The following is an 18,847-nucleotide window of genomic DNA, read 5'->3' as shown; positions in this document are numbered from 1 at the left end:
GTAGCACCATCCCGTTAATTTTATGGCTTGATTAACGTGATGGTACCGATGGTTAATTCATTACATTTCTATAGAACTCTGGACGCGATTTTCATCGATATCCGTTAGTTCATTGAGATTGCTGTTTATGACTTCCGCTTCTAGCTGTCTTAATTTAGATAACAATGATTTATTTTGCTCTGTTTCGTTATGCGCAGTTCTAGGTGGAAATTGGATTTTTCCATCTTTGATGACGTTTATTAAGTCCTCATAATGTTCCATAGTCGGTTCATTTTGGTACGTCGTTAATGCGGGTTGCAGTTCATTAGTAAGGTACTCTTGTCTCAGTTGAGCCCCTGTTTTATAACCAAAGCATCCTAAGGCAAATGCAGCAATAGAGCTGATAAGGTCGTTAAACCAAAAGGTATTGGCACGTTCTTGCAAGTAGTCACCAAATAATCCGCCTAAACCAAACGCAGCGTTGGCTCTTTCTGTTACTGTGCCGAAATAGACATTGGATAATAAGTGTAAGGGGGTATGCTGAGAAGCCTCTTTTTGTACTTCACTCTCTTGTTCTGCAAGCGCTAAGCATTCCAAGAGGCTTATCATTTTTTTCGCATCCACAATCTGGGGTCTAATGGACTCATCTAATTGAATTTTTCTAGTTCTTAATTCATTGAACTTTTTAAATAAAGCCTCTTTTTGTTCCATCATGGATAAAGGTTTATTGGTAATTTCATTGAATGTTGTTTCAAACTCATCAAATAATTGGTCATGAGCTGCTAATGAGTCATTTATTTTTTTGCTTAATTCAATGAGAGATTTTTCCTGAACAGCAATTTTTTCTTTAAGAAGAGGATCTATTGTATCGGTTACATCATGAAGTTCTTTATATGTTTGTTCCAGAGCAGCAATGTCCTGCGCAAACAATAAACCTTGGTTTTCTATTTTTTCTTGGTCATCTTCTAATTTATTCAACAGCATTTGCGCTTCATGAGTTATTTTCATTGATTCCAAAAGAGTCAACGTCTCACTTTTTTGCTGGGCGATCTTTATATAATCTTCCATTTGCTGTTCTAATATAATTTGTTTCTCAGCAAGACTCTGTTGCGTATGTTGATGAAATGCACTGAGCGCATAGAGATTCCTTTCACCCAAATTAGCAGGCATAGAAGGACGCTCTACAACTTGTGTAATGTCATTAACATCGAGCTCATTTTTAATTTGGAGAAGTCTTGCGTCTATTAATTCTATTAATTCTTTTTTGGCAGTAATCGTTTCTTCAGAAGTGTAAGCTGAGGTTAAACGATTCCATACATTTTTACGATTAATACCATACCAGCTACTTTTGGCTTGCTCCATTTCATAAAGTGCGTTAACAAGAAGAGAAGCCTTACCTGTAGGTGCGTCTTCAAAGTAAGCCAATACATCTTCTCTGGGAGTTTGTAACATGTTATTTTCTTTATTTTTAATCAGATTGGTTCTGAGTTCTCCTAGGGCATGCTGTGCTTTACTAAGAAAAATTTTACGAGCTTCTGCATCTGCAATTAAGGTCTCTAGAGTTATTTTAGTAGAGGATATATCATCAGTGGTTTTTGTCTGTTTTTTCTGCTCTTCTGTTAGCTGAGCATCATATAATTCAGTTACTATGCGGGTTGTGTTTTCATACTGCCCATATAATGACGCATTAAGTTCTTCTTTTAAGTTATTAATGGTCTTTATTGTGTGTAGATCTGCAGGATTTTGGGATAACGAGGCCTGTTCCAGGAAACTTGATTGTTTGTCAAGATCTTCAATACCCCGCACCCATTCTGTGACTTCATTAGGCTCTTTGGGATCCTGACTTGCAATGAGCTTACTTTTTTCTATCAGGCTCAAATAATCACTTTGAATTTGCCCTAATCTTCCTGCTACGAGAAAGCCACTTAGTATCTTCTCTTGATCTTGTAAGCTGGTTTTAATTTGTTCTAAGGTGAGTAGACCTGTATATTCTTCGGAACTAACCAGTTTTGAAAGATCTCCTTTTTCTTTACGTATTATCTCAATAGCATTCACTAACTCCTGTCTTTGCAGGCCGGTCATTCCTGGAGATATTTGTTTGATAAACTCGACATATTGATTTTTAATCCGAGCTAATTGAATGAACGGATCCAGCAAATTTTTAGAGTGTGAAAGGAGATGTTCTATGGTTGAGTAGTCTCTATTTAAATCGGAATATTTGCCCTCCAGACTCTTAAGTTGAGCCATTAACTGTTTTTGTTGTTCTGCCAGCTCTTCAGGCATGGGCTCTATTCCCTCGGCTATTTTTTGCAAACCAGCTAATTCTTCTTTTATAGCCATTAATAAATTATGAGTAGTCTGGTTTATTTGGAGAACTGAATCTTCAGGATAGCTTTCCTGATTAAGGAACTCATTGACCACTAAAAATAAAGGTTGATTGGTTGAAATAAGTGGTAATAGGTCATCAATTGTCATCGTATCAAGATCCGAGACTATCTTTCTTACTGCGTCATTTAACTGGGCTGCCTTGGTGAGCTTTATTTTAAACTCATTGCACTCTAGGGTTAATTTTTCCAGATTTGTTGCCAATCCAGTCAATAGCACTTGAACTTGAGCCTGTAGCAAGGCTTGTTCTTGTTCCGATTTTCTTGCTTCTAATTCTTGTAACACAGCTTTTTGCTGCTTAGTCACCCTTATAATGGAATTTTTTTTCTGGGCCACAAGAGTTTCGTTTTCTTTTAATTGCTTTTGGCCAGTTTGATTCGCTTTAGTTAGAGCGTAGAGATTATTTTCTGCCAAATTTTTTGGAGCATCGGGTATATTTTTACGACCAAGCTTACCAAACTGCAATTCTTTCTCAATTTGTTTTAGTCTTTGCTTTATTAAACCGACTAGTTCTTTTTCCTCTTCTGTTGCTTCTGTCGGAGCAGTAGTGAACTTACTCCAGAGGTTTTTACGATTAAAACCATACCAGCTGTTTTTAGCTTGTTCTTCGTCATATATAGCATTAATAAGCTCAGCAACCCTATCGGTAGGCTGACATTCAAAATAAGCTAATAATTCTTCTTTGGATATTTGTAATTCAGAGAAAGGGCTCTCTTTGTTGATGATTTTTTTTAGGGTGTTTAATGCCGCCTGTGCCTTGGCACAAAATTCTTTTCGACTATTGGCTGATTGAACCAGTCGTTCGAGAGAGGATTTATCTGAAGCTACTTGAGTTTCAGCTTGTTCTTGTTCTTTTGTTAATTGGCTTAATTTAGCTTCGTACAAGTCCTGTATACGTTTGGTAAGGTGTTGATGTTTTTCTAATAAGAGGCCTTTTTGCTCTTCAACGTAATGAGCAATGTTCTCTGGGGCGACTGCGAGATCTAAATTCAGGCCGTAATTTTCTAATAAATCTAATATTTCTTCTTCGTTTATTGCCAATTCTACATTTAAACCATTTATTTTCATTATTAGCTTCTTTAAAAAATTAAAAATTGCGAATAGTTTATCATTCAAAAATTAAGGTTATATTAAAGAGTTGGATTAATTTGAAGCAATTTTCACGAAATAAAGTTTTGAGAGTCTGACTTCATGCTAATTATAATGGGAAAAAATGGAACGCTACTCTCGATTTATTTTTTTGATATGCCCGCTGAATTTGCCAGGCACTTAATTACATTTTTGAACCCAAAGATAAATTTTTAAATCGATGCGTCCATTTAGAAAGACAATACCCTCCTTTTCAAGGAGTTCTTTTTGGCGAAGATAAGCGGTGCTTTGCTCTGGAAAAGAGAGCTTTCCCCCTGATTTGATTACCCGATGCCAAGGGAGATTGTATTTTTTAGTACTGGAATGAAGAAACCAACCTACCTGACGTGCGCCATGGGGGCTACCGGCAAGCTCTGCAATTAATCCATAGGTAGCCACTTTTCCTTTGGGGATTGCTTTAATCAGTTTCATTATCTTGTTTGAAAACTCAGTCAGTGCATCACTCAAAATAGTTCCTGCTTTATTGTCCAATTAAGTATTTATAGCAAATTTACCATAATCACCATTGTTGCAGCAAAATGAGCTAAAATTATTCCTTCGCCCCTGGAGGGGATAGTTATCAAGCAAGGCGTTTTTGCCGATTTTCTCATCAGCCCAAACGATGCAGGAACAGCCCGGATAAAGCGTTTAGCCAATGGTGTCAACTTAAGGGAACATTGTAGCCTGGATGAAGCGAAGCATAATCAGGAAGAAAGTTTCGAAACAGGTTTCGATCCCGGGTTACGGCTGCGCCTTCACCCAGGCTACATCCCTTAGGTTGATGCCATTAAGCGTTAGCCTCTCATTCTATTGTCCCGGTATCGATTCTTCATCTTGTATCTTTTGCTTTGATTTTCTTGCTCGCCTTTTCTTTTGGCGTTTTAGTTTTTCAATTCTTTGTTGTTCTTTGGTTTTTTCATCACTTATTGTTGGATGCAGTTTTTCACATAATCTGAGGCGTGCATGATAACGATTATCCTCACGGCTTCTACTGTCCTGACACTTTATCTCAATTCCTGAGGGTATGTGTTTTAAATAAACACTGGATGATGTTTTGTGTAGCTTTTGGCCACCCTTGCCGCTGCCCAGGATGAATTTTTCAACAAGATCATGTTCCTCGATATTAAGTTGTTTCATCCAGACTTTGAGCCTGTCCCATTTATCTTTACCAGCCATGAATCTCGCAACCTTAAGAACTTGAAACGTAGTTTATCGAATATCAAAGGGATTTAATCAGCGAATTCCCGGATTATGATTTCGCCTGATTATCGACCAATGATTAAGTGGTACAATCCCATTCTTTTGGAGCTACTGGAATACTTTGTTCGAAATTAAAAATATTATCCGGATCGTATTTTCTTTTTATACATCTTAATTGACGCACATTATCTCCATAATAACTGGTCAAATAATCAGGTAAATTTCGATCAGGGTTTCCAATATAATCGCCTTGAGTAAAAGGAATTAATTTTTGGCGTAATGAATTGAGCTCTTCTATTTGAACTTTATCTTTATTTTCCTGCAACCATTGCGTTGAATAAACCAGAAAGAAATCTGCATTGCGATAAAAATAGGCCGTGTCTGTAGGAGCCGCTGTTTTGGCCGCACCTCCCAAAGTAAAAAATAATACATTAAGTAAGGGAGAGGTTGAGTTTTGTAACGTGCTTACAATGGTTTCCACTCCATCTTTAGGTAATTTATGCATTGCGTAAGCGCCTGAGGACTTGTATTCAGGTTTTGGGGTGATGTACACACTGGTAGAATCTTCGAATAATTCAATGGCTTTATCCCAAGTCACCAATTCGATAGTTTGAGATTGTGGAGGTCCAATCTGTAACAATGGAGCAAGTTCTTTTTTGGCTTCCTCCGGAGTTCCCCAGAAAATACCAAGAACCTTAATGGGCTGTTTTTTATATTGATCTGCTGGAAATGCTTTTGACCATAGATCCAAATGGGAGTACCAGCGTGGGTCATTTTTTTCAAAAAACTCTTGCCACGAGGTGATGATTTGCCTGACCGGTTGCTCCCAATTCCATCCAATATTAAACCAGGTCACTTGCTCAGAGGGATAAACATGTAAAGCAAGAGAGGTGACTACACCAAAATTACCGCCGCCGCCACCACAACTTGCCCAAAAAAGATCCCGGTGTTCATTATCTTTTGTTGCCTGAATGATCTCACCTTTGGCTGTAACCATCTCCAGGGCGATTAAGGCATCGCAGGCCATACCCACTTTACGTACAAGAGGTCCCATTCCACCCGTTAAAATCAATCCGGAGATACCAACTGCTGAACAGGTTCCGCCTGCTTGAGTTAAGCCATTTGCATATAAGGCCTTATAAAGCTCTCCTCCATTAAGTCCTGGTTGCACAGCAGCTATTTTTTTGTCTTTATCTATATTAATTGCTTTCATGCGACTGACATCAATAAGAACAACGCCGGTTCCAGTAGAAAAACCCTCATGGTTATGTCCACCACTACGAACACGTATAGGTAAATGACGACATAATGCAAATCGAATCGCATTTTGCACATCTTGGGTATTCTGGCAGTACACAATAATCTCGGGGTATTTATCTCGGGAGGTGTAATAATTGGAGACCAGACGTGCTTGATTGTAATCAGGATTATCTTGCTCCATTACCTCGCCAGTAAGTTCTGGACAGCTATCCTGATTTTCGTCGGCATAACTTAATTGCGTCATAAGAGAAAAAATAAGATAAAAAGACATCAACATCATTTTCATTACTAATCTCCTTTATGCAGACCACCTTGACTGATGCCCGATATAAATAGTATTTTTATTAAAAATCAAGAGAGATTGCCATTAATGCATGGGTAAGGAGATTATAATTTTGCGCGCGAGTAATTTAATCTCCAGAAATAAAATGGTATGAGAAGGATCCTCATTATTTTATTAATGCTACTCTCTATTATTACTTTAACTCCAGTTTTTTCCAAATCATTACTTTACTCCCAGGAACGCATCATGCAATTTGCCAACCCGAGTTTTGTCTATTCTGGAGTTGGCTTTATCAAACGCATAGCGACATCCTTTTCAATTCGGCATAAGTAAAATATAGTTGTTTTATTAAAATTTCGAATAGAGAACAAAGAATTGAGAAGGACGAATTATAATAGAGCTAGCCTCTAGAGAAGAGCATACAAATAAGTAGATATTTTTTGTGCAATAAGTGGAGATATAATGCAATCAATAGAAACATCAAATAATAAAACCCATGATGAGCTGCACACGCTCACAGATGACGAGTTACATGCTCAAGCCATCCAATATATTGGTGAGACAAATCAACTTATATTTCAGGATCTTCCTAAAGTCATTTCACAAATTATTAAGCAGGAAGTGTGGAAAACCAGAAATAATTCTTATAAGAATTTTGGAGAGTATGCGCTTAAGCAGTTACCTGAAGGCCTTGGCATTACGAACAATGAAATGCTGTGGTTATTGAAATCTGCCATAAATAAAGAAAGCCAGCATGGATCCCATTGGGCAGAGGTGCTTGGGGAAGTGGATGTTAATGTCAGAATGTATGCAAAGGAAAAGAAAATTCCCATCAAGGATTTGAGTGGAAATCTAACCGATTGTGAGCATGCAAATCATGAGCTGATTGAGGAAAACGTGATTACTTATTTACCCTCTCGCTCAAGCTCGAATGATGGACAACTACTGAAGTTGAAAAAGAAAGATCCACAAGCTTATGATGATGTAATACAAGGTAAAATGAAGTTGAAAGAAGCCTACCCACAAATACCCAGAAAAAAATTACAACCCATTGAGTCGGTTAAGAATAAATTTTCCAATTTGTCCAAATCAGATCGCGAAGCATTCCTGGCTTGGATTGAACAAGAAAAAGAGAATTTGATATAAGCCGCTTCTCACCATCCTATCCTGTCATAGCCCGTATTAGCGAAGACGTGTAATACGGGATTCACCTCTTCTGCTCAGTCAAAGGCTTTTGGCATAAAAACGACCAGCAGAATTAATACTATAATTGTTATAGATCATAACGAATAGATTAGGAATTGTTCCCTAATTTCAGGGAGTATAAACGCATGGTTTTGAGCAAGACGTTTCATCATGATGAGAAAAATATCAAAAATGCAATGAATGCAACGAATCCATTTAAATATCTTGATGAGAATCAAATCGGTGAGCTGGAGTTCTATGGACAAATCATTGAATATGAATCGGAGCAGCGTATTTTAATGCAGGGAAAACCCGGGACAGGTCTTTATATTATAATCAATGGTGAAGCAAAGGTTTCAGTGAATATGCTAGGGGAGGGCAATATGGAGCTGAAACGACTGAAGCATGGAGATTTTTTTGGCGAAGTCAGCTTGCTGGAGGATTCCCCTTGTACCGCAACCGTAACCGCTACAAAACAGCTATGCTGTTTTTTCATCAGTAAGCAATGCTTTGAGGCGTTTTTTTTAATTAAGCCTGAGATTCGTTATTTAATTAATCGTTCCCTTCTGGAAGAGGTTATAAAAAGACAGCAGCAAATGAGTAACAAGATTTCAAAGCTGATTCAAAAGCAGTCTATTGAACGACATTCAATATCGGCTCTGAACCAAGGCTATGAAGGCCTGGATTTACAAAAATATCAGGCTAAGGAATTTGATTATTTATACAACTTACCTGTTTTTAAAGTCTTTTCCAAAACGGAGTTTTCCGATTTAATTGACCATGCTCAGCGAATTGTAATGAACAAACACACTGATTTAATCTGTGTGAATAATATAAACAGCTCTTTGTATTTTATTATTAGCGGTTCGTTGCAATTAAATATTAACTCTAAGGGAAAAAAAAGCCGATTCGCCGTACTTGGTCCAAACACCTTGATTTGTCCTATATCCTCTATTGAGAAACAAAGCGAAATGTTTCATTACATCACTAATGATTTAGTTGTTATGTTAGAAATTCCCTCGCATTATCTCGAACAAATTGCTAAAGAAAATCCCCATCTTTGGTATAAATTTTTTGATCTGATTTGTCGTTATACGGTTTTATTGCAAAGGAATCTCAATAGTCTCATTGTAAGACTAACCCATGAAAAGCTGAAATCATTAGTTAAGGAATAAACTATGTGTCGCGTTCTATCCTATTTAGGAAAACCAATTAAACTGGATGAGTTATTGTATAATCCTGATAATTCGTTAATAACCCAAAGTTATAATCCTAAATTAATGCCGCATATGATGTTAAATCTGGCCGGTTTTGGCATGGCTGCCTGGGATGACTCCTTTTATACGGCAGAACTTCCTTTTTTATACCGCAGTAACGCTCTTCCTTTTTATGACGAAAATCTTAAATGCATCTCAATGAAAGTAAAATCACGATGTCTTATTGCTCACATACGGGGAGTAGAGTATAGCGATAAAAGTATTGTATCCCATGAAAATGTTCACCCCTTTCTGTTTGATAACACCTCTATTGCCTTTGCACATAATGGCTCTCTTGCAGGATTTGAGGATATTCGTTATGAAATTGCATCTTATTCGAAACCTGAATTTAAAAAACGTATTAGGGGTACTACTGATAGTGAATGGATGTATGCCTTATTTTTGTCACTGCTTCCAGAAAATAAAGAGCTGGGTATCAGTGATATTTTTGACGGAGTCCTTTCACTGATTGACAGATTGTTGTTCATACGAAAAAAACATCGCATCATGCTTTCCTCGCCACTTAATTTTTTTATATCCAATGGCTCATTTATAGTAGCAACCCGGGTGGTGCTGGATTATGGGCATTACTCTGCCAAACACTTTTTATCACCCCACATGATTTATCATTCGCTTTGGTACACCTATGGTGAGAGTTATGGATTTGATGGTGATGGATATAAAATGAAAATGGGAAAAAATAAAAACAGTATTATTATCTCATCAGAACCATTAACTGAAGATTCAACAACATGGATTGAAATTCCCGAATACTCCTTTATAGGAGCTACCCTTGAGAAAGACAGGATACAAATCAAATCATTAGATATCATCTAACGTACCAGAGGTTGTTATGAATTGTATGAAATCGAAAGAAGTGATTCAAAAATTTGGGCAGGGATAGATAGAATTGAGAATTAAATCTAGAGTGGTGTGATCTTTATGACGCAATTTACCGCTGATTCAGATCTCCTGGAGGCCGCGAACAAGTCGCGGCACATAGGAGGGAAGTAAGGGCTCTACCAAAAGGGCCCTTATTAATTTTAGATAGGAGCAGCAGACTGAAAGTCAGATTGTAATTCATCGCTGGCTTCAGTTATTATTTCTTTAGTTGATTGAACAGGCTTAAAGAAATTATGGACAGTAAATCCTGAGGCCACTTTGATGACAGCATTAGCAATAGCTTTCATTAAGTTTTTAAGGAAATCGCCCCAGCTTAAATCATCTTTTTCTAATATTGGCATGGCTTCCATTATTAATAAGTTACATTTCCCTTTAAATATTTGTCTGGCTTCTTCAGGAGTTACTTCTTCTCCATCAGCAGCTTTGCCAGATATTAAGGAAGATTTATAGGTATTACGAGCAGCCAACAAATCACTATATAAAACATTGGCTACATCTTTGGCAACTTCAGCCCGCTTTCCAATAGAGTCTGTTTTACTCAGTAACATACCTAAGGCAAGATCTATTTTCTCGATTTCTGGAAAGGTAAAAAAATGATCTTCAAGAACAGGAATTAATTCATCAGCTAACTGCTTTATTTTTAATCGATCTTGCTCTTCTTGTTTTAATCGCGACTCTTCTTCTTGAGTTAGAGGGGCATTCATCAGTTCCTCTAATGCTTGGCAATCTTGCTCTTCATCTAAAATACGCAAGTATTCTTGCGTGTATTTTAATTCCATTTCTAAAATTGCAATCAGTTTCCTGGCATCTGCTGCTTGGTCTGCTAATTTATCTGCAAGGCCTTCAGGATTTTTTTCGTCATTTGATTTATTATCTCCGACGTACTGCATAGTCGCATCAGCAAGGTCAACAGCCTCTTCAAGCGCTTCAATTTGTTCTTCGAGGCATTCAATGTTTTCTTCAACAAGTTCAATTTTCTCATTGAGAAATTCAGTTTGTTCATTGAGATTTTCAATTTGCGCATCGATTGAATTGACGTAATCGAATACTTCTGACATATGTTGTACAGCTATTTTTAACGAGTTATGGATACCTTCGAAAGTGAAAGCGCGTGACATGATTTTCCTATAAAATCATCAAGGTGCGTATATTATATACTAAAAACATAAAGAAAACATTAGCCAATAAAAAAAACAATCTCAGTGTTCTAATTATAATCAATTCTTTTTTAAAGGGAACCTAGATTATGTCAGGGTTATTAAAGGAAATGTTAGATTATTAAAGATCTACTGGGTATATGGATTTTTTCCTTGGCTCATTTATAAAACAATAGGTCATGGAGTTCAACACTTTGCGATATTAGCAACCTGTTTGCAACCAGGTTGGATTGAAGAGATATAAGGTTATTTTTTAAAGTACAAACTGCTGACAAAAAATAATAGCTAACTTGAATAGCCGTCACTTAAAGTTTCAGCTTGCTCTATTTCCTGCTTCATATCATTTATTCGATTCTGAATGATTATTTTTATCGAGGATGCATTTTCTATAGTTGATTTATTGGGGGCATCGAGCATTTCAGATAATGCTTGTCATTCGCCAACGGTTAAATGTTCAAAAATAACGTTTCCCATATCGCTTTCGGTTAAACTGCATCCTTTTAGCGCGGAAATAGCCATTATCGGGGGTCCGGTCAGTTCCGACGATAGAGAGCGCGACATGGTGCCCGACACCAGCTATGGCCTCTGCTGCGTGAAGGTTGCGTCCGGAGGCTTCGAAGAATTCCAACACTGCCTTGTCATCCCACGAAGGCGCGTTCGCCAAGTCGACAACAATTTGTGCGTCGGCAAGTGCTTTCGCGAGCCCCTCACCAGTGATGGTGTTGACACCTGAAGAGGGTGATGCCGCTACGACTTCATGCCCCATTTCACGAAGATTGTTCACGAGCTTCGTCCCAATCAACCCAGTGCCACCTATAACTACGGTTTTCATATGCGCTCCTTCCTGTAGTCACAGTCACGTCCTGTTTTCGTCACTTTTAACTGTATAGCATATAATCATATTATTCTTTGAAGAACGTTAAATATTTGTTATACATACATAGCAAGAGTAGATAGGTTATGTTTCTATCGTAGGTTGGCGCTGAGCTTGCGAAGCCCAACGACGAAATTATTATCTTGGTATGTAGTATGGGATAGGCTCTGCTGTTGGGCTTCGCGAGCTCAGCACCAACCTACATAATCCACATTGCCAGGGCCATTCCAATCATCATTAAATTCTCTGTGAGTGAAATAAATCCCAAGGGGACGTTGCTGTCACTACCAACACAGGCGCATTTTAACTCGCGCTTATCGATATAAACTGCTTTAAATACGGAAATGGCACCTATTGTTCCTATAAACAAAGCAACTGGAATTGAAATCCAATTAAAGACTCCCGCGATCATCAAGATCCCTGCTAATGCTTCTGCAAAAGGATAAATGTAGCTGTATGGAACCCACCGTTTAGCCAGAAGGTCGTAATTGAGAAACATGGTTGAAAATCCTTCGACATTCTGTAATTTTAAAAGCGCAAGAACCGCCATGCTAAAGGAAATAAACCAGCTTAAAGCTCGTGTGGTAAACACGGTGCCAAAGAATGCGTAGCTTGTAGCAAGTGCCATAAGCGCGGTTACTGCAAAAAGGACAATTACAGGAAGATAACTTTTTTCCTTAGGATCGCGCACTTTTTTTCCAAAATAACGGCGTAAATCATCATATCCACCGATCCTCTCCCCATTGATAAAAGTTTGAGGTGTTGTTTTCACATCATGTTCTGTTTTAAACGCATCCACTTGTTCACGGTTTGTTAGCCACTTATCTTCAACGATATAACCTTGGCGTTGCAATAAATCCTTGGCTTTGATCCCGTAAGGACATATATGTTTAGGCATTACCATACGATGAAGAGTCGCTTTTTTAGCTGTTGTATTGTTCATTTGAATACTCCATTGATTCATGGGTTATAAATAATATAGAGTAGTACTATAGTACGGAGTCAAGTAATGAATGGTAAAACAATTGGCGAATTTGCTAATCCTTGTCGCATTTTGAAGTTGAATGAGCTGAATCATTTAAGTGAGGTCTCGGTAAATAAAATAAATACACATCCTAATGATTTTAAGGTATGGTAATTTACTAGGATATTTATTACTTGCTGGCAATCGATGACCATCTATTTTTTATTTGGCAAAACTGGCTCTGGGAAAAGTTATATAGGAGGGCTACTCGAAAAGCTTAACATCATCCATATTGATGGCGATAAACATATCACCCCAAGGATGCTGGACTGTTTAATCGAAGATGAACAAATGACCTCCGAAATGATCGATGAGTTTGTCAATGTCTTGATTAATGTTATCAAGACACAAAAAGAAAAAACTCCGCAGCAGAGTTTTGTTATCTCACAAGCCATGTATCTCGACAAAAACCGACTTAAGTTATTAAATGCTATACCCGAGCTTAAATTTGTAATGATTGATGTTGCACCAAAGCTTCGAGAAAGTTTCATCACCAGCCGATTTCAAAATAAAGAAAGCAAAGTAAGTCCGCGCTATGCCAAGGAGATGGATAAATTTTTTGATAGCCCCTCCCATGAAGTAATACTATTGAAAAATAGTCAAGAATCAGATGAAATTCTTATAGAACAAATCCAGGAAAAAATGTCAGCTCTTTTTGACATAGTAGTAAAAGAAGAATTAAATTCATCTATGCAACTACAATTTATCTAGATTCAGCTCTGGGGTTTGAACTAGATCACAAATAATAAGAGTTGCTTAATTACTATCAAATTCCTTGTACCTTTTTGGGGGTGTAGTATTAGTTTCAGCTAAGCCCCATAATTTTTCATAGGCTTTGCTTCGCTGTGCACTCGACAATATCTTCAAAGTTCTTACCGCCATTCACCCAACAACTCTCATTTAATTGTCCATCACTCCCTTGGGTGTCTACCGTAATAATCGTGAGATTGAAGGGCTTTTGCCGGTGAATTAATTTTGCCAAGGTTTGTTTGGCTTTTTCAAACAAAAGGTTATCTGGTAAACCTCATCCTATTAGTTGATTTTTTTTAATTCCAGATTGAAGCCATTCGTTTTTGCCATATCTTTCCTGATAGTGATGTGTTTGTAAAAATTTATCAAATCCACCAAAACCAAGTGTTGCACCTTTCAGAAAAACATTGTTGTAGCCTTGGGCTGCCAGAATGTCGCTTAGGCGCGAGGAAGAAAATGCTTGATTAGTTCAAATCTACGATTCGTATCAAACATACTTACCAATTTAAGAGGGATGCCACACTGCGAAGCCACCAAGCCGGCAATAGTCCATTCAGTGCCTGTCACTTGCTCAAATTGGCTGAAGCTAATCTGTCCTATCTTTAACGCATTTAATCTGGCGAGTAAGTCGCGACCAAAAATTTTTTCATTACTATAGGTCGTCTCAAGGCTTTCAACATAAATCCAGATCAAGCTTTGTGGTTTAGCAGCCTTAAACTTAACTTTCGCAGGATCGTGATAGAGAAGGGCAAAATTATCTTTGCCACTTTGAGGCATATAATAGTAATAGCTCAGGCCCTCTTTGAGATTGAACTGTTTTGTGAGAGCAAATAAGCCAAAAGCAATCAATAATAAAGGAAAAAAGCGTGTCAGAGTGAGGAGTCTTCTATTTCCTGTTGAACGTATTTTTCGTTCTATTTTTAGAAATATTAGTGTCAGTAATATAGGGATAATCAAACCATAAACAAAAACACTTCGGATTAAGCGAAAATCAATAGCAAAAAGATCTTGAGCACCCAAAACTAATGTTGATAAGACCTCATCAGTTGTGGCCATCGGCACAATATATTTTTTTGTCCAAGCAACAATTCCTAAAAAAAAGAAACCAATAAAATAAATTATTCCGCGTCTTATTTTCATTTACTTTTAATATCCTTTTTGAGATGCAGTCTGGCTAGGGCATTTAACATGGTAAAATTCAAAGACTAATTTACTTACGACTAAACTCGTCATCCATTTGTCATCTCAATGTATTAGACTATTATTTGTGTTCAATATTTAGACTAACCAATCCCATGAATAGAGCATCATAGCGATTTTCTTTTGCATGACCACACAATTAATATCTAAGTAGAAATCCGCCGTTCTTGTTGAAACAGCAGCGCTTCAAAACACCTCCATTAATTTCTGCTAATATTAAGGATTAAGTAAAATAAAGGGGGACTTATGAAAAGTCGGATACAGGTAGAACCTGAACTTACTGTAAGGAGATTAGTAGAATGAACATCCCCCAGGAAACGGTTGTCTTTGAAACAAGAGAGGGGCAGTTTACGCAGAAAATTATTATAGGAAATCATGTTTTAACAGCTGATGAGCCTATTATAAATGGTGGAAAAGATACTGGTCCCTCACCCTATGATTTTTTACTTGCAGCATTAGGCTCATGTACTTCGATGACGTTACGAATGTATGCAAAACTTAAGAAATTTCCTTTGGAACAAGTTACTGTGAGATTAAAACATGAAAAAATTCATGTTGAAGATTGTATTGGATGTGAAAACAATAATTCAAAAATCGATCATATTGAACGTTTAATCGAGCTAGAAGGAGGGCTGACCCAAGAACAACGTATTCAATTATTAGAAATAGCCAATAAATGTCCAGTGCATCGAACATTAACATCCAAAACTATGATTACAACAAAGCTCGTTGAAAACCAATCCAAATGATTTAAGGAGATCTGTGATGAAAGCACTTATATACCAGGGACCTGGGAAAAAATCTTTAGAAGATCGGCCTGTTCCCGAAATAATAGATTCAGCAGACGCGGTGATTAAGATTACAAAGACTACAATTTGTGGTACTGATCTCCATATTCTTAAAGGAGACGTGGCTACATGCCAATCAGGCCGCATTCTTGGTCATGAGGGCATAGGAGTGGTCGAGCAAATTGGTTCGGGAGTAACTGGATTCAAGAAAGGAGATCATGTTCTTATTTCTTGTATCACATCCTGCAGCAAATGTGCTTATTGTCGTAAAGGAATGTTTTCACACTGTGTCAACGGTGGTTGGATCCTTGGAAACTCAATTGACGGGACACAGGCTGAGTATGTTCGAATACCCTTTGCAGATACCAGTCTTTATAAAATTCCTAAAGGAGTAGATGAAGAAGCTCTGGTGATGCTAAGTGATATTTTACCTACAGGTTTTGAATGTGGCGTACTTAACGGCAAAATACAACCAGGAAATACTGTTGCGATTGTTGGTGCAGGCCCTATTGGCTTGGCTGCTCTTCTTACTGCCCAGTTTTACTCTCCGGCTGAAATTATAATGATTGATTTAGATAATAACCGCCTGGAAATAGCAAAACGATTTGGAGCGACAATAACAATCAATAGCCAAGATGGCAAAGCTGCAGAAAAAGTAATGAAAATGACGGATGGGCATGGAGTAGACACGGCTATTGAAGCAGTTGGAATTGCCAATACCTTTCTTATCTGTCAGGACATTGTAGCGCCAGGTGGTATTATTGCAAATATTGGTGTGCATGGGGCGAAAGTAGATTTACATTTAGAGAGATTATGGTCACAAAACATCGCGATTACTACCCGACTTGTTGATACAGTGACGACACCCATGTTGCTCAAAACAGTATGTGCAAAAAAGATAGATCCTACCTTATTAATTAGTCACCATTTTAAATTTGAAGATATTATGGATGCTTATGAAACGTTCGGCAATGCAGCTAATACCCATGCGCTAAAAGTAATAATTGACGTAGGATGACGCTGTTTACCAGGGAGTTGGCAAGATAGCTAACTCCCTCGTTATCGTAGCAAGCGTAGGCTGGGCTGAAAAGCCCAGCACTTACCTTCCCTAATTTCGCTTCAAAAGAATCGTACATGTCCAATTGCCATTGTAACTCATATCTTCTTCAGATAAGGCCATAATCATCAATGACAATGATCTGGTAAGATGAAATTGAATCCATATTCGATTTTTCACTTTTACCGTTGGTTTTTATGAGATATTCAATATAGTTTCTGGGCTCTTCAGCCCAGCCTACTCGTGCTGCGGGCTTATTTTGAGATATCTCACTAGTTTATTAGTTGCTGAAAATATTCTGGCCCTCATAAATGACTTGCAAAATTTTCAGTGACGCATTGCGCAAGATAGGGATAATCTATGCTGGCAATTGACATTAAGTAGGAATGAAAACAAAAAGGGAACTTAATGTTGTTTTGCAATACCCTTCATTTCGTGAGAGGCTAACCCAAATATGGAGAGAAGACTTTGAACAAAAACAGCTGGATTAAACTGACTATTTGGATTGTTACTTTTGAAGCAATCGGATTTTTTTTGGGGTTACTGACGCAAGCCAATCTTTACTCTTGGTATGAGGGGCTTAATAAATCAACGCTAACTCCCCCTGGATGGGTCTTTGGAATTGTTTGGCCAATTTTATATGTGCTTCTTGCAGTTGCAGGATGGGCGCTTTGGCAGCAACGCGAAAATATCGAGATACGTCTTGCCTTATATTTCTATATGAGTCAACTTTTGATGAATTGGGCATGGACGCCACTTTTTTTTCAATTACATTGGATTGGTTTTAGTTTGATCTGGATTTTGATACTTACCTCCTTCACCTTTCTTACGATTTATTCGATTAAAAATAAGAAAAAGGGGATCAGTTTATTGCTTATTCCTTATTTCATTTGGTTGCTTTTTGCAACTTATTTAAATTATGCGATATGGTTACTCAATTAGAGGGGCTAGAAGGATCTGAACTACCTTATATTTTTATCTTAGGCCGTACCCGACTTAATCCACCATCAACAGCGATTACTTGTCCTGTAATCCAGCTTTGCGGATTTAAAAGAAATAATACTGCCCGTGCAATATCTTCAGGTTTTCCAATGCGACCTAATGCATGCATGGCCTTTGATGCATGCACTTATCGGGTTTGGAATATGCCAAACAGTTCATTAATCCCTACGGTCTGTCATTGGAGTGGTATAATCATCATGCTAACCCAGCAGCAAAGATATATGCATCGATGAGCGTATGATGGGAATATTGTTTGCCATATAGCTCTATTATAGGAGAAGAGCCTTGGTTTCTAAGTCAAAATTTGAAGCTAAGTGCTTGATTTTAAATGGTGCGCTCGGAGGGACTCGAACCCCCGACACCTTGGTTCGAAGCCAAGTTTTCAAATATTAATTGTTAATTAAATCAGTGACTTGCGATGTAACAAGTCAGTGAAATCCTGCCTAAAACCGCCTGAATCCACTACAGTTCAACTACGGTTTGTTACAAATTTGCTACATCGTTTGAGAATCATAAAATAACTCAAACTTGCATTTTTGTATCTTATGGGATACATTTAAGATATGAAGGAAATTAAAAAAAGAACAATTAAGCTGTACCAAAAGGACAATGGGGAATGCCCTGTTATCGAATGGCTGGAGAGTTTAGATGATTCAATTCGCTATCGTGTTAAATCAAGATTAGCGAGGGTCAGCTTGGGTAATTTAGGTGAATATAAAATACTGGGAGACAGCTTAGGTGAGCTAAAATTTAAATTTGGTTCAGGATACAGAGTTTATTTTGGTGAGTTTGAGGGTGAAATTATTCTCTTGCTATGTGGTGGTGATAAAGCTACTCAAAAGAAAGATATAAAATTAGCTAAAGAGTATTTAGCAGATTATGTGCGAGGTGACAAATCATGAGTAAATCTATTGATTACAAAGATTATTTAATTGAATCATTAAAAGATCCCAAAGAGGCGGCTGGTTATTTAAATGCAGCACTTGAGGATGGTGACATTGATGGCTTCCTTGAAGCATTGCGCAATGTTGTTGAGGCGCGGGGCGGCATGACTACATTGGCTAAAAAAACAACAAAAGGCCGTGAAAGCTTATACAAAAGTATATCAAAAGCTGGTAATCCTTATTTACGTAATACAAATGAGATCTTACATGCTCTTGGCTTTCAACTTGCTGTTACACAAGCTGATATCCTATAAATACTCTTTAATCTAATGTCATTTGCTTCATAGTTAATATCACATAAAAATATAATGACCACAATTCAATTAACAAATGACTATTATAAATATCTCTTCTGTTTTTATTAGAATTTCCCCACGAAGGTCAATGAGGAAATTGTTTCCAAAAGTTTATTCCTGATTATTGTGATTTGTATCAGATAACGTATGGGAATATTTTTGCCATTAATTTCAGG

19 protein-coding genes, 1 tRNA gene and 1 pseudogene are annotated in these 18,847 nt (G+C 37.5%); 10 read left to right on the top strand and 11 right to left on the bottom strand.

Going from position 1 to position 18,847, the window contains the following annotated elements; translation table 11 throughout:
* Positions 1 to 60: 60 nt before the first annotated feature.
* From LOX96_RS16190 to LOX96_RS16175, 4 genes are all read right to left on the bottom strand, one after another.
* Positions 61 to 3,432 carry a coiled-coil domain-containing protein gene (locus LOX96_RS16190; protein ID WP_250424519.1) on the bottom strand — a complete coding sequence of 1,124 codons (3,372 nt, stop codon included), beginning with the start codon at positions 3,430 to 3,432 and terminating at the stop codon, positions 61 to 63.
* Positions 3,433 to 3,633: 201 nt separating this feature from the next.
* On the bottom strand, positions 3,634 to 3,960 hold the full coding sequence (locus LOX96_RS16185) for an MGMT family protein (protein ID WP_250424518.1): 327 nt from the start codon (positions 3,958 to 3,960) through the stop codon (positions 3,634 to 3,636).
* A 339-nt stretch (positions 3,961 to 4,299) separates the two neighbouring features.
* Positions 4,300 to 4,668 carry a peptide chain release factor family protein gene (locus LOX96_RS16180; RefSeq protein ID WP_250424517.1) on the bottom strand — a complete coding sequence of 123 codons (369 nt, stop codon included), beginning with the start codon at positions 4,666 to 4,668 and terminating at the stop codon, positions 4,300 to 4,302.
* Positions 4,669 to 4,771: 103 nt separating this feature from the next.
* Complete coding sequence (locus LOX96_RS16175) at positions 4,772 to 6,238, bottom strand: FAD-binding oxidoreductase (protein WP_250424516.1); 1,467 nt, start codon at positions 6,236 to 6,238, stop codon at positions 4,772 to 4,774.
* 459 nt (positions 6,239 to 6,697) lie between these two features.
* Between LOX96_RS16175 and LOX96_RS16170 the strand changes: the two genes are divergently transcribed.
* The 3 genes from LOX96_RS16170 (at position 6,698) to LOX96_RS16160 (ending at position 9,513) form a co-directional block, all read left to right on the top strand.
* Positions 6,698 to 7,381 (top strand): hypothetical protein, encoded by a 684-nt coding sequence (locus tag LOX96_RS16170; RefSeq protein ID WP_250424515.1) that lies wholly within the window; start codon positions 6,698 to 6,700, stop codon positions 7,379 to 7,381.
* 185 nt (positions 7,382 to 7,566) lie between these two features.
* Entirely contained in the window at positions 7,567 to 8,595 is a 1,029-nt protein-coding gene (locus LOX96_RS16165; protein WP_250424514.1) for a cyclic nucleotide-binding domain-containing protein, read from the top strand.
* Positions 8,596 to 8,598: 3 nt separating this feature from the next.
* Complete coding sequence (locus tag LOX96_RS16160) at positions 8,599 to 9,513, top strand: class II glutamine amidotransferase (protein WP_250424513.1); 915 nt, start codon at positions 8,599 to 8,601, stop codon at positions 9,511 to 9,513.
* 206 nt (positions 9,514 to 9,719) lie between these two features.
* On the opposite strand, the gene LOX96_RS16155 is transcribed toward LOX96_RS16160, so the two are convergent.
* From LOX96_RS16155 to LOX96_RS16145, 4 genes are all read right to left on the bottom strand, one after another.
* Entirely contained in the window at positions 9,720 to 10,697 is a 978-nt protein-coding gene (locus tag LOX96_RS16155; protein ID WP_250424512.1) for a coiled-coil domain-containing protein, read from the bottom strand.
* A gap of 324 nt (positions 10,698 to 11,021) precedes the next feature.
* Positions 11,022 to 11,153 (bottom strand): hypothetical protein, encoded by a 132-nt coding sequence (locus tag LOX96_RS17595; RefSeq protein WP_284498400.1) that lies wholly within the window; start codon positions 11,151 to 11,153, stop codon positions 11,022 to 11,024.
* Between the two features lie 37 nt (positions 11,154 to 11,190).
* The gene (locus tag LOX96_RS16150; protein ID WP_250424511.1) at positions 11,191 to 11,568 is read right to left on the bottom strand and encodes an SDR family oxidoreductase; all 378 of its coding nucleotides are present in this window, start codon (positions 11,566 to 11,568) and stop codon (positions 11,191 to 11,193) included.
* Between the two features lie 241 nt (positions 11,569 to 11,809).
* Positions 11,810 to 12,553 (bottom strand): MauE/DoxX family redox-associated membrane protein, encoded by a 744-nt coding sequence (locus tag LOX96_RS16145; RefSeq protein WP_250424510.1) that lies wholly within the window; start codon positions 12,551 to 12,553, stop codon positions 11,810 to 11,812.
* 66 nt (positions 12,554 to 12,619) lie between these two features.
* On the opposite strand from LOX96_RS16145, the gene LOX96_RS17590 reads away from it, so the two are divergent.
* Both LOX96_RS17590 and LOX96_RS16140 read left to right on the top strand, forming a co-directional pair.
* Positions 12,620 to 12,748, top strand: a complete 129-nt coding sequence (locus LOX96_RS17590; RefSeq protein ID WP_284498399.1) for a hypothetical protein — start codon at positions 12,620 to 12,622, stop codon at positions 12,746 to 12,748.
* Between the two features lie 33 nt (positions 12,749 to 12,781).
* Complete coding sequence (locus tag LOX96_RS16140; RefSeq protein ID WP_250424509.1) at positions 12,782 to 13,345, top strand: zeta toxin family protein; 564 nt, start codon at positions 12,782 to 12,784, stop codon at positions 13,343 to 13,345.
* A gap of 477 nt (positions 13,346 to 13,822) precedes the next feature.
* Here LOX96_RS16140 and LOX96_RS16135 read toward each other — a convergent pair whose 3' ends face one another.
* The gene (locus LOX96_RS16135) at positions 13,823 to 14,524 is read right to left on the bottom strand and encodes a hypothetical protein (protein WP_250424508.1); all 702 of its coding nucleotides are present in this window, start codon (positions 14,522 to 14,524) and stop codon (positions 13,823 to 13,825) included.
* A gap of 359 nt (positions 14,525 to 14,883) precedes the next feature.
* Here LOX96_RS16135 and LOX96_RS16130 point away from each other — a divergent pair, with 359 nt between their 5' ends.
* The 3 genes from LOX96_RS16130 (at position 14,884) to LOX96_RS16120 (ending at position 17,371) form a co-directional block, all read left to right on the top strand.
* Positions 14,884 to 15,333, top strand: coding sequence for an OsmC family protein (locus tag LOX96_RS16130; protein ID WP_250424507.1), 450 nt, complete (start codon positions 14,884 to 14,886; stop codon positions 15,331 to 15,333).
* Between the two features lie 16 nt (positions 15,334 to 15,349).
* Positions 15,350 to 16,390 (top strand): zinc-dependent alcohol dehydrogenase family protein, encoded by a 1,041-nt coding sequence (locus LOX96_RS16125; RefSeq protein ID WP_250424506.1) that lies wholly within the window; start codon positions 15,350 to 15,352, stop codon positions 16,388 to 16,390.
* Positions 16,391 to 16,897: 507 nt separating this feature from the next.
* Positions 16,898 to 17,371: a TspO/MBR family protein gene (locus LOX96_RS16120; protein ID WP_250424505.1), complete on the top strand. Its 474-nt coding sequence runs from the start codon at positions 16,898 to 16,900 to the stop codon at positions 17,369 to 17,371.
* A gap of 25 nt (positions 17,372 to 17,396) precedes the next feature.
* Here LOX96_RS16120 and LOX96_RS16115 read toward each other — a convergent pair.
* Positions 17,397 to 17,558 (bottom strand): annotated as a pseudogene (locus tag LOX96_RS16115) (SDR family oxidoreductase); the annotation flags it as partial.
* 202 nt (positions 17,559 to 17,760) lie between these two features.
* Positions 17,761 to 17,884, bottom strand: a tRNA-Arg gene (locus tag LOX96_RS16110).
* Positions 17,885 to 17,994: 110 nt separating this feature from the next.
* Between LOX96_RS16110 and LOX96_RS16105 the strand changes: the two genes are divergently transcribed.
* Together LOX96_RS16105 and LOX96_RS16100 are read left to right on the top strand one after the other, a co-directional pair.
* On the top strand, positions 17,995 to 18,333 hold the full coding sequence (locus tag LOX96_RS16105) for a type II toxin-antitoxin system RelE/ParE family toxin (RefSeq protein ID WP_250424503.1): 339 nt from the start codon (positions 17,995 to 17,997) through the stop codon (positions 18,331 to 18,333).
* Positions 18,330 to 18,629: an addiction module antidote protein gene (locus tag LOX96_RS16100; protein ID WP_250424502.1), complete on the top strand. Its 300-nt coding sequence runs from the start codon at positions 18,330 to 18,332 to the stop codon at positions 18,627 to 18,629. The genes LOX96_RS16105 and LOX96_RS16100 overlap by 4 nt, the downstream gene beginning before the upstream one ends.
* Positions 18,630 to 18,847: the final 218 nt, after the last annotated feature.

This window comes from Legionella maioricensis (genome assembly GCF_023618015.1).
GTDB lineage: Bacteria > Pseudomonadota > Gammaproteobacteria > Legionellales > Legionellaceae > Legionella > Legionella maioricensis.
The sequence above is the reverse complement of the archived record's forward strand: the minus strand, read 5'-3'. Positions and strand labels throughout refer to the sequence as shown.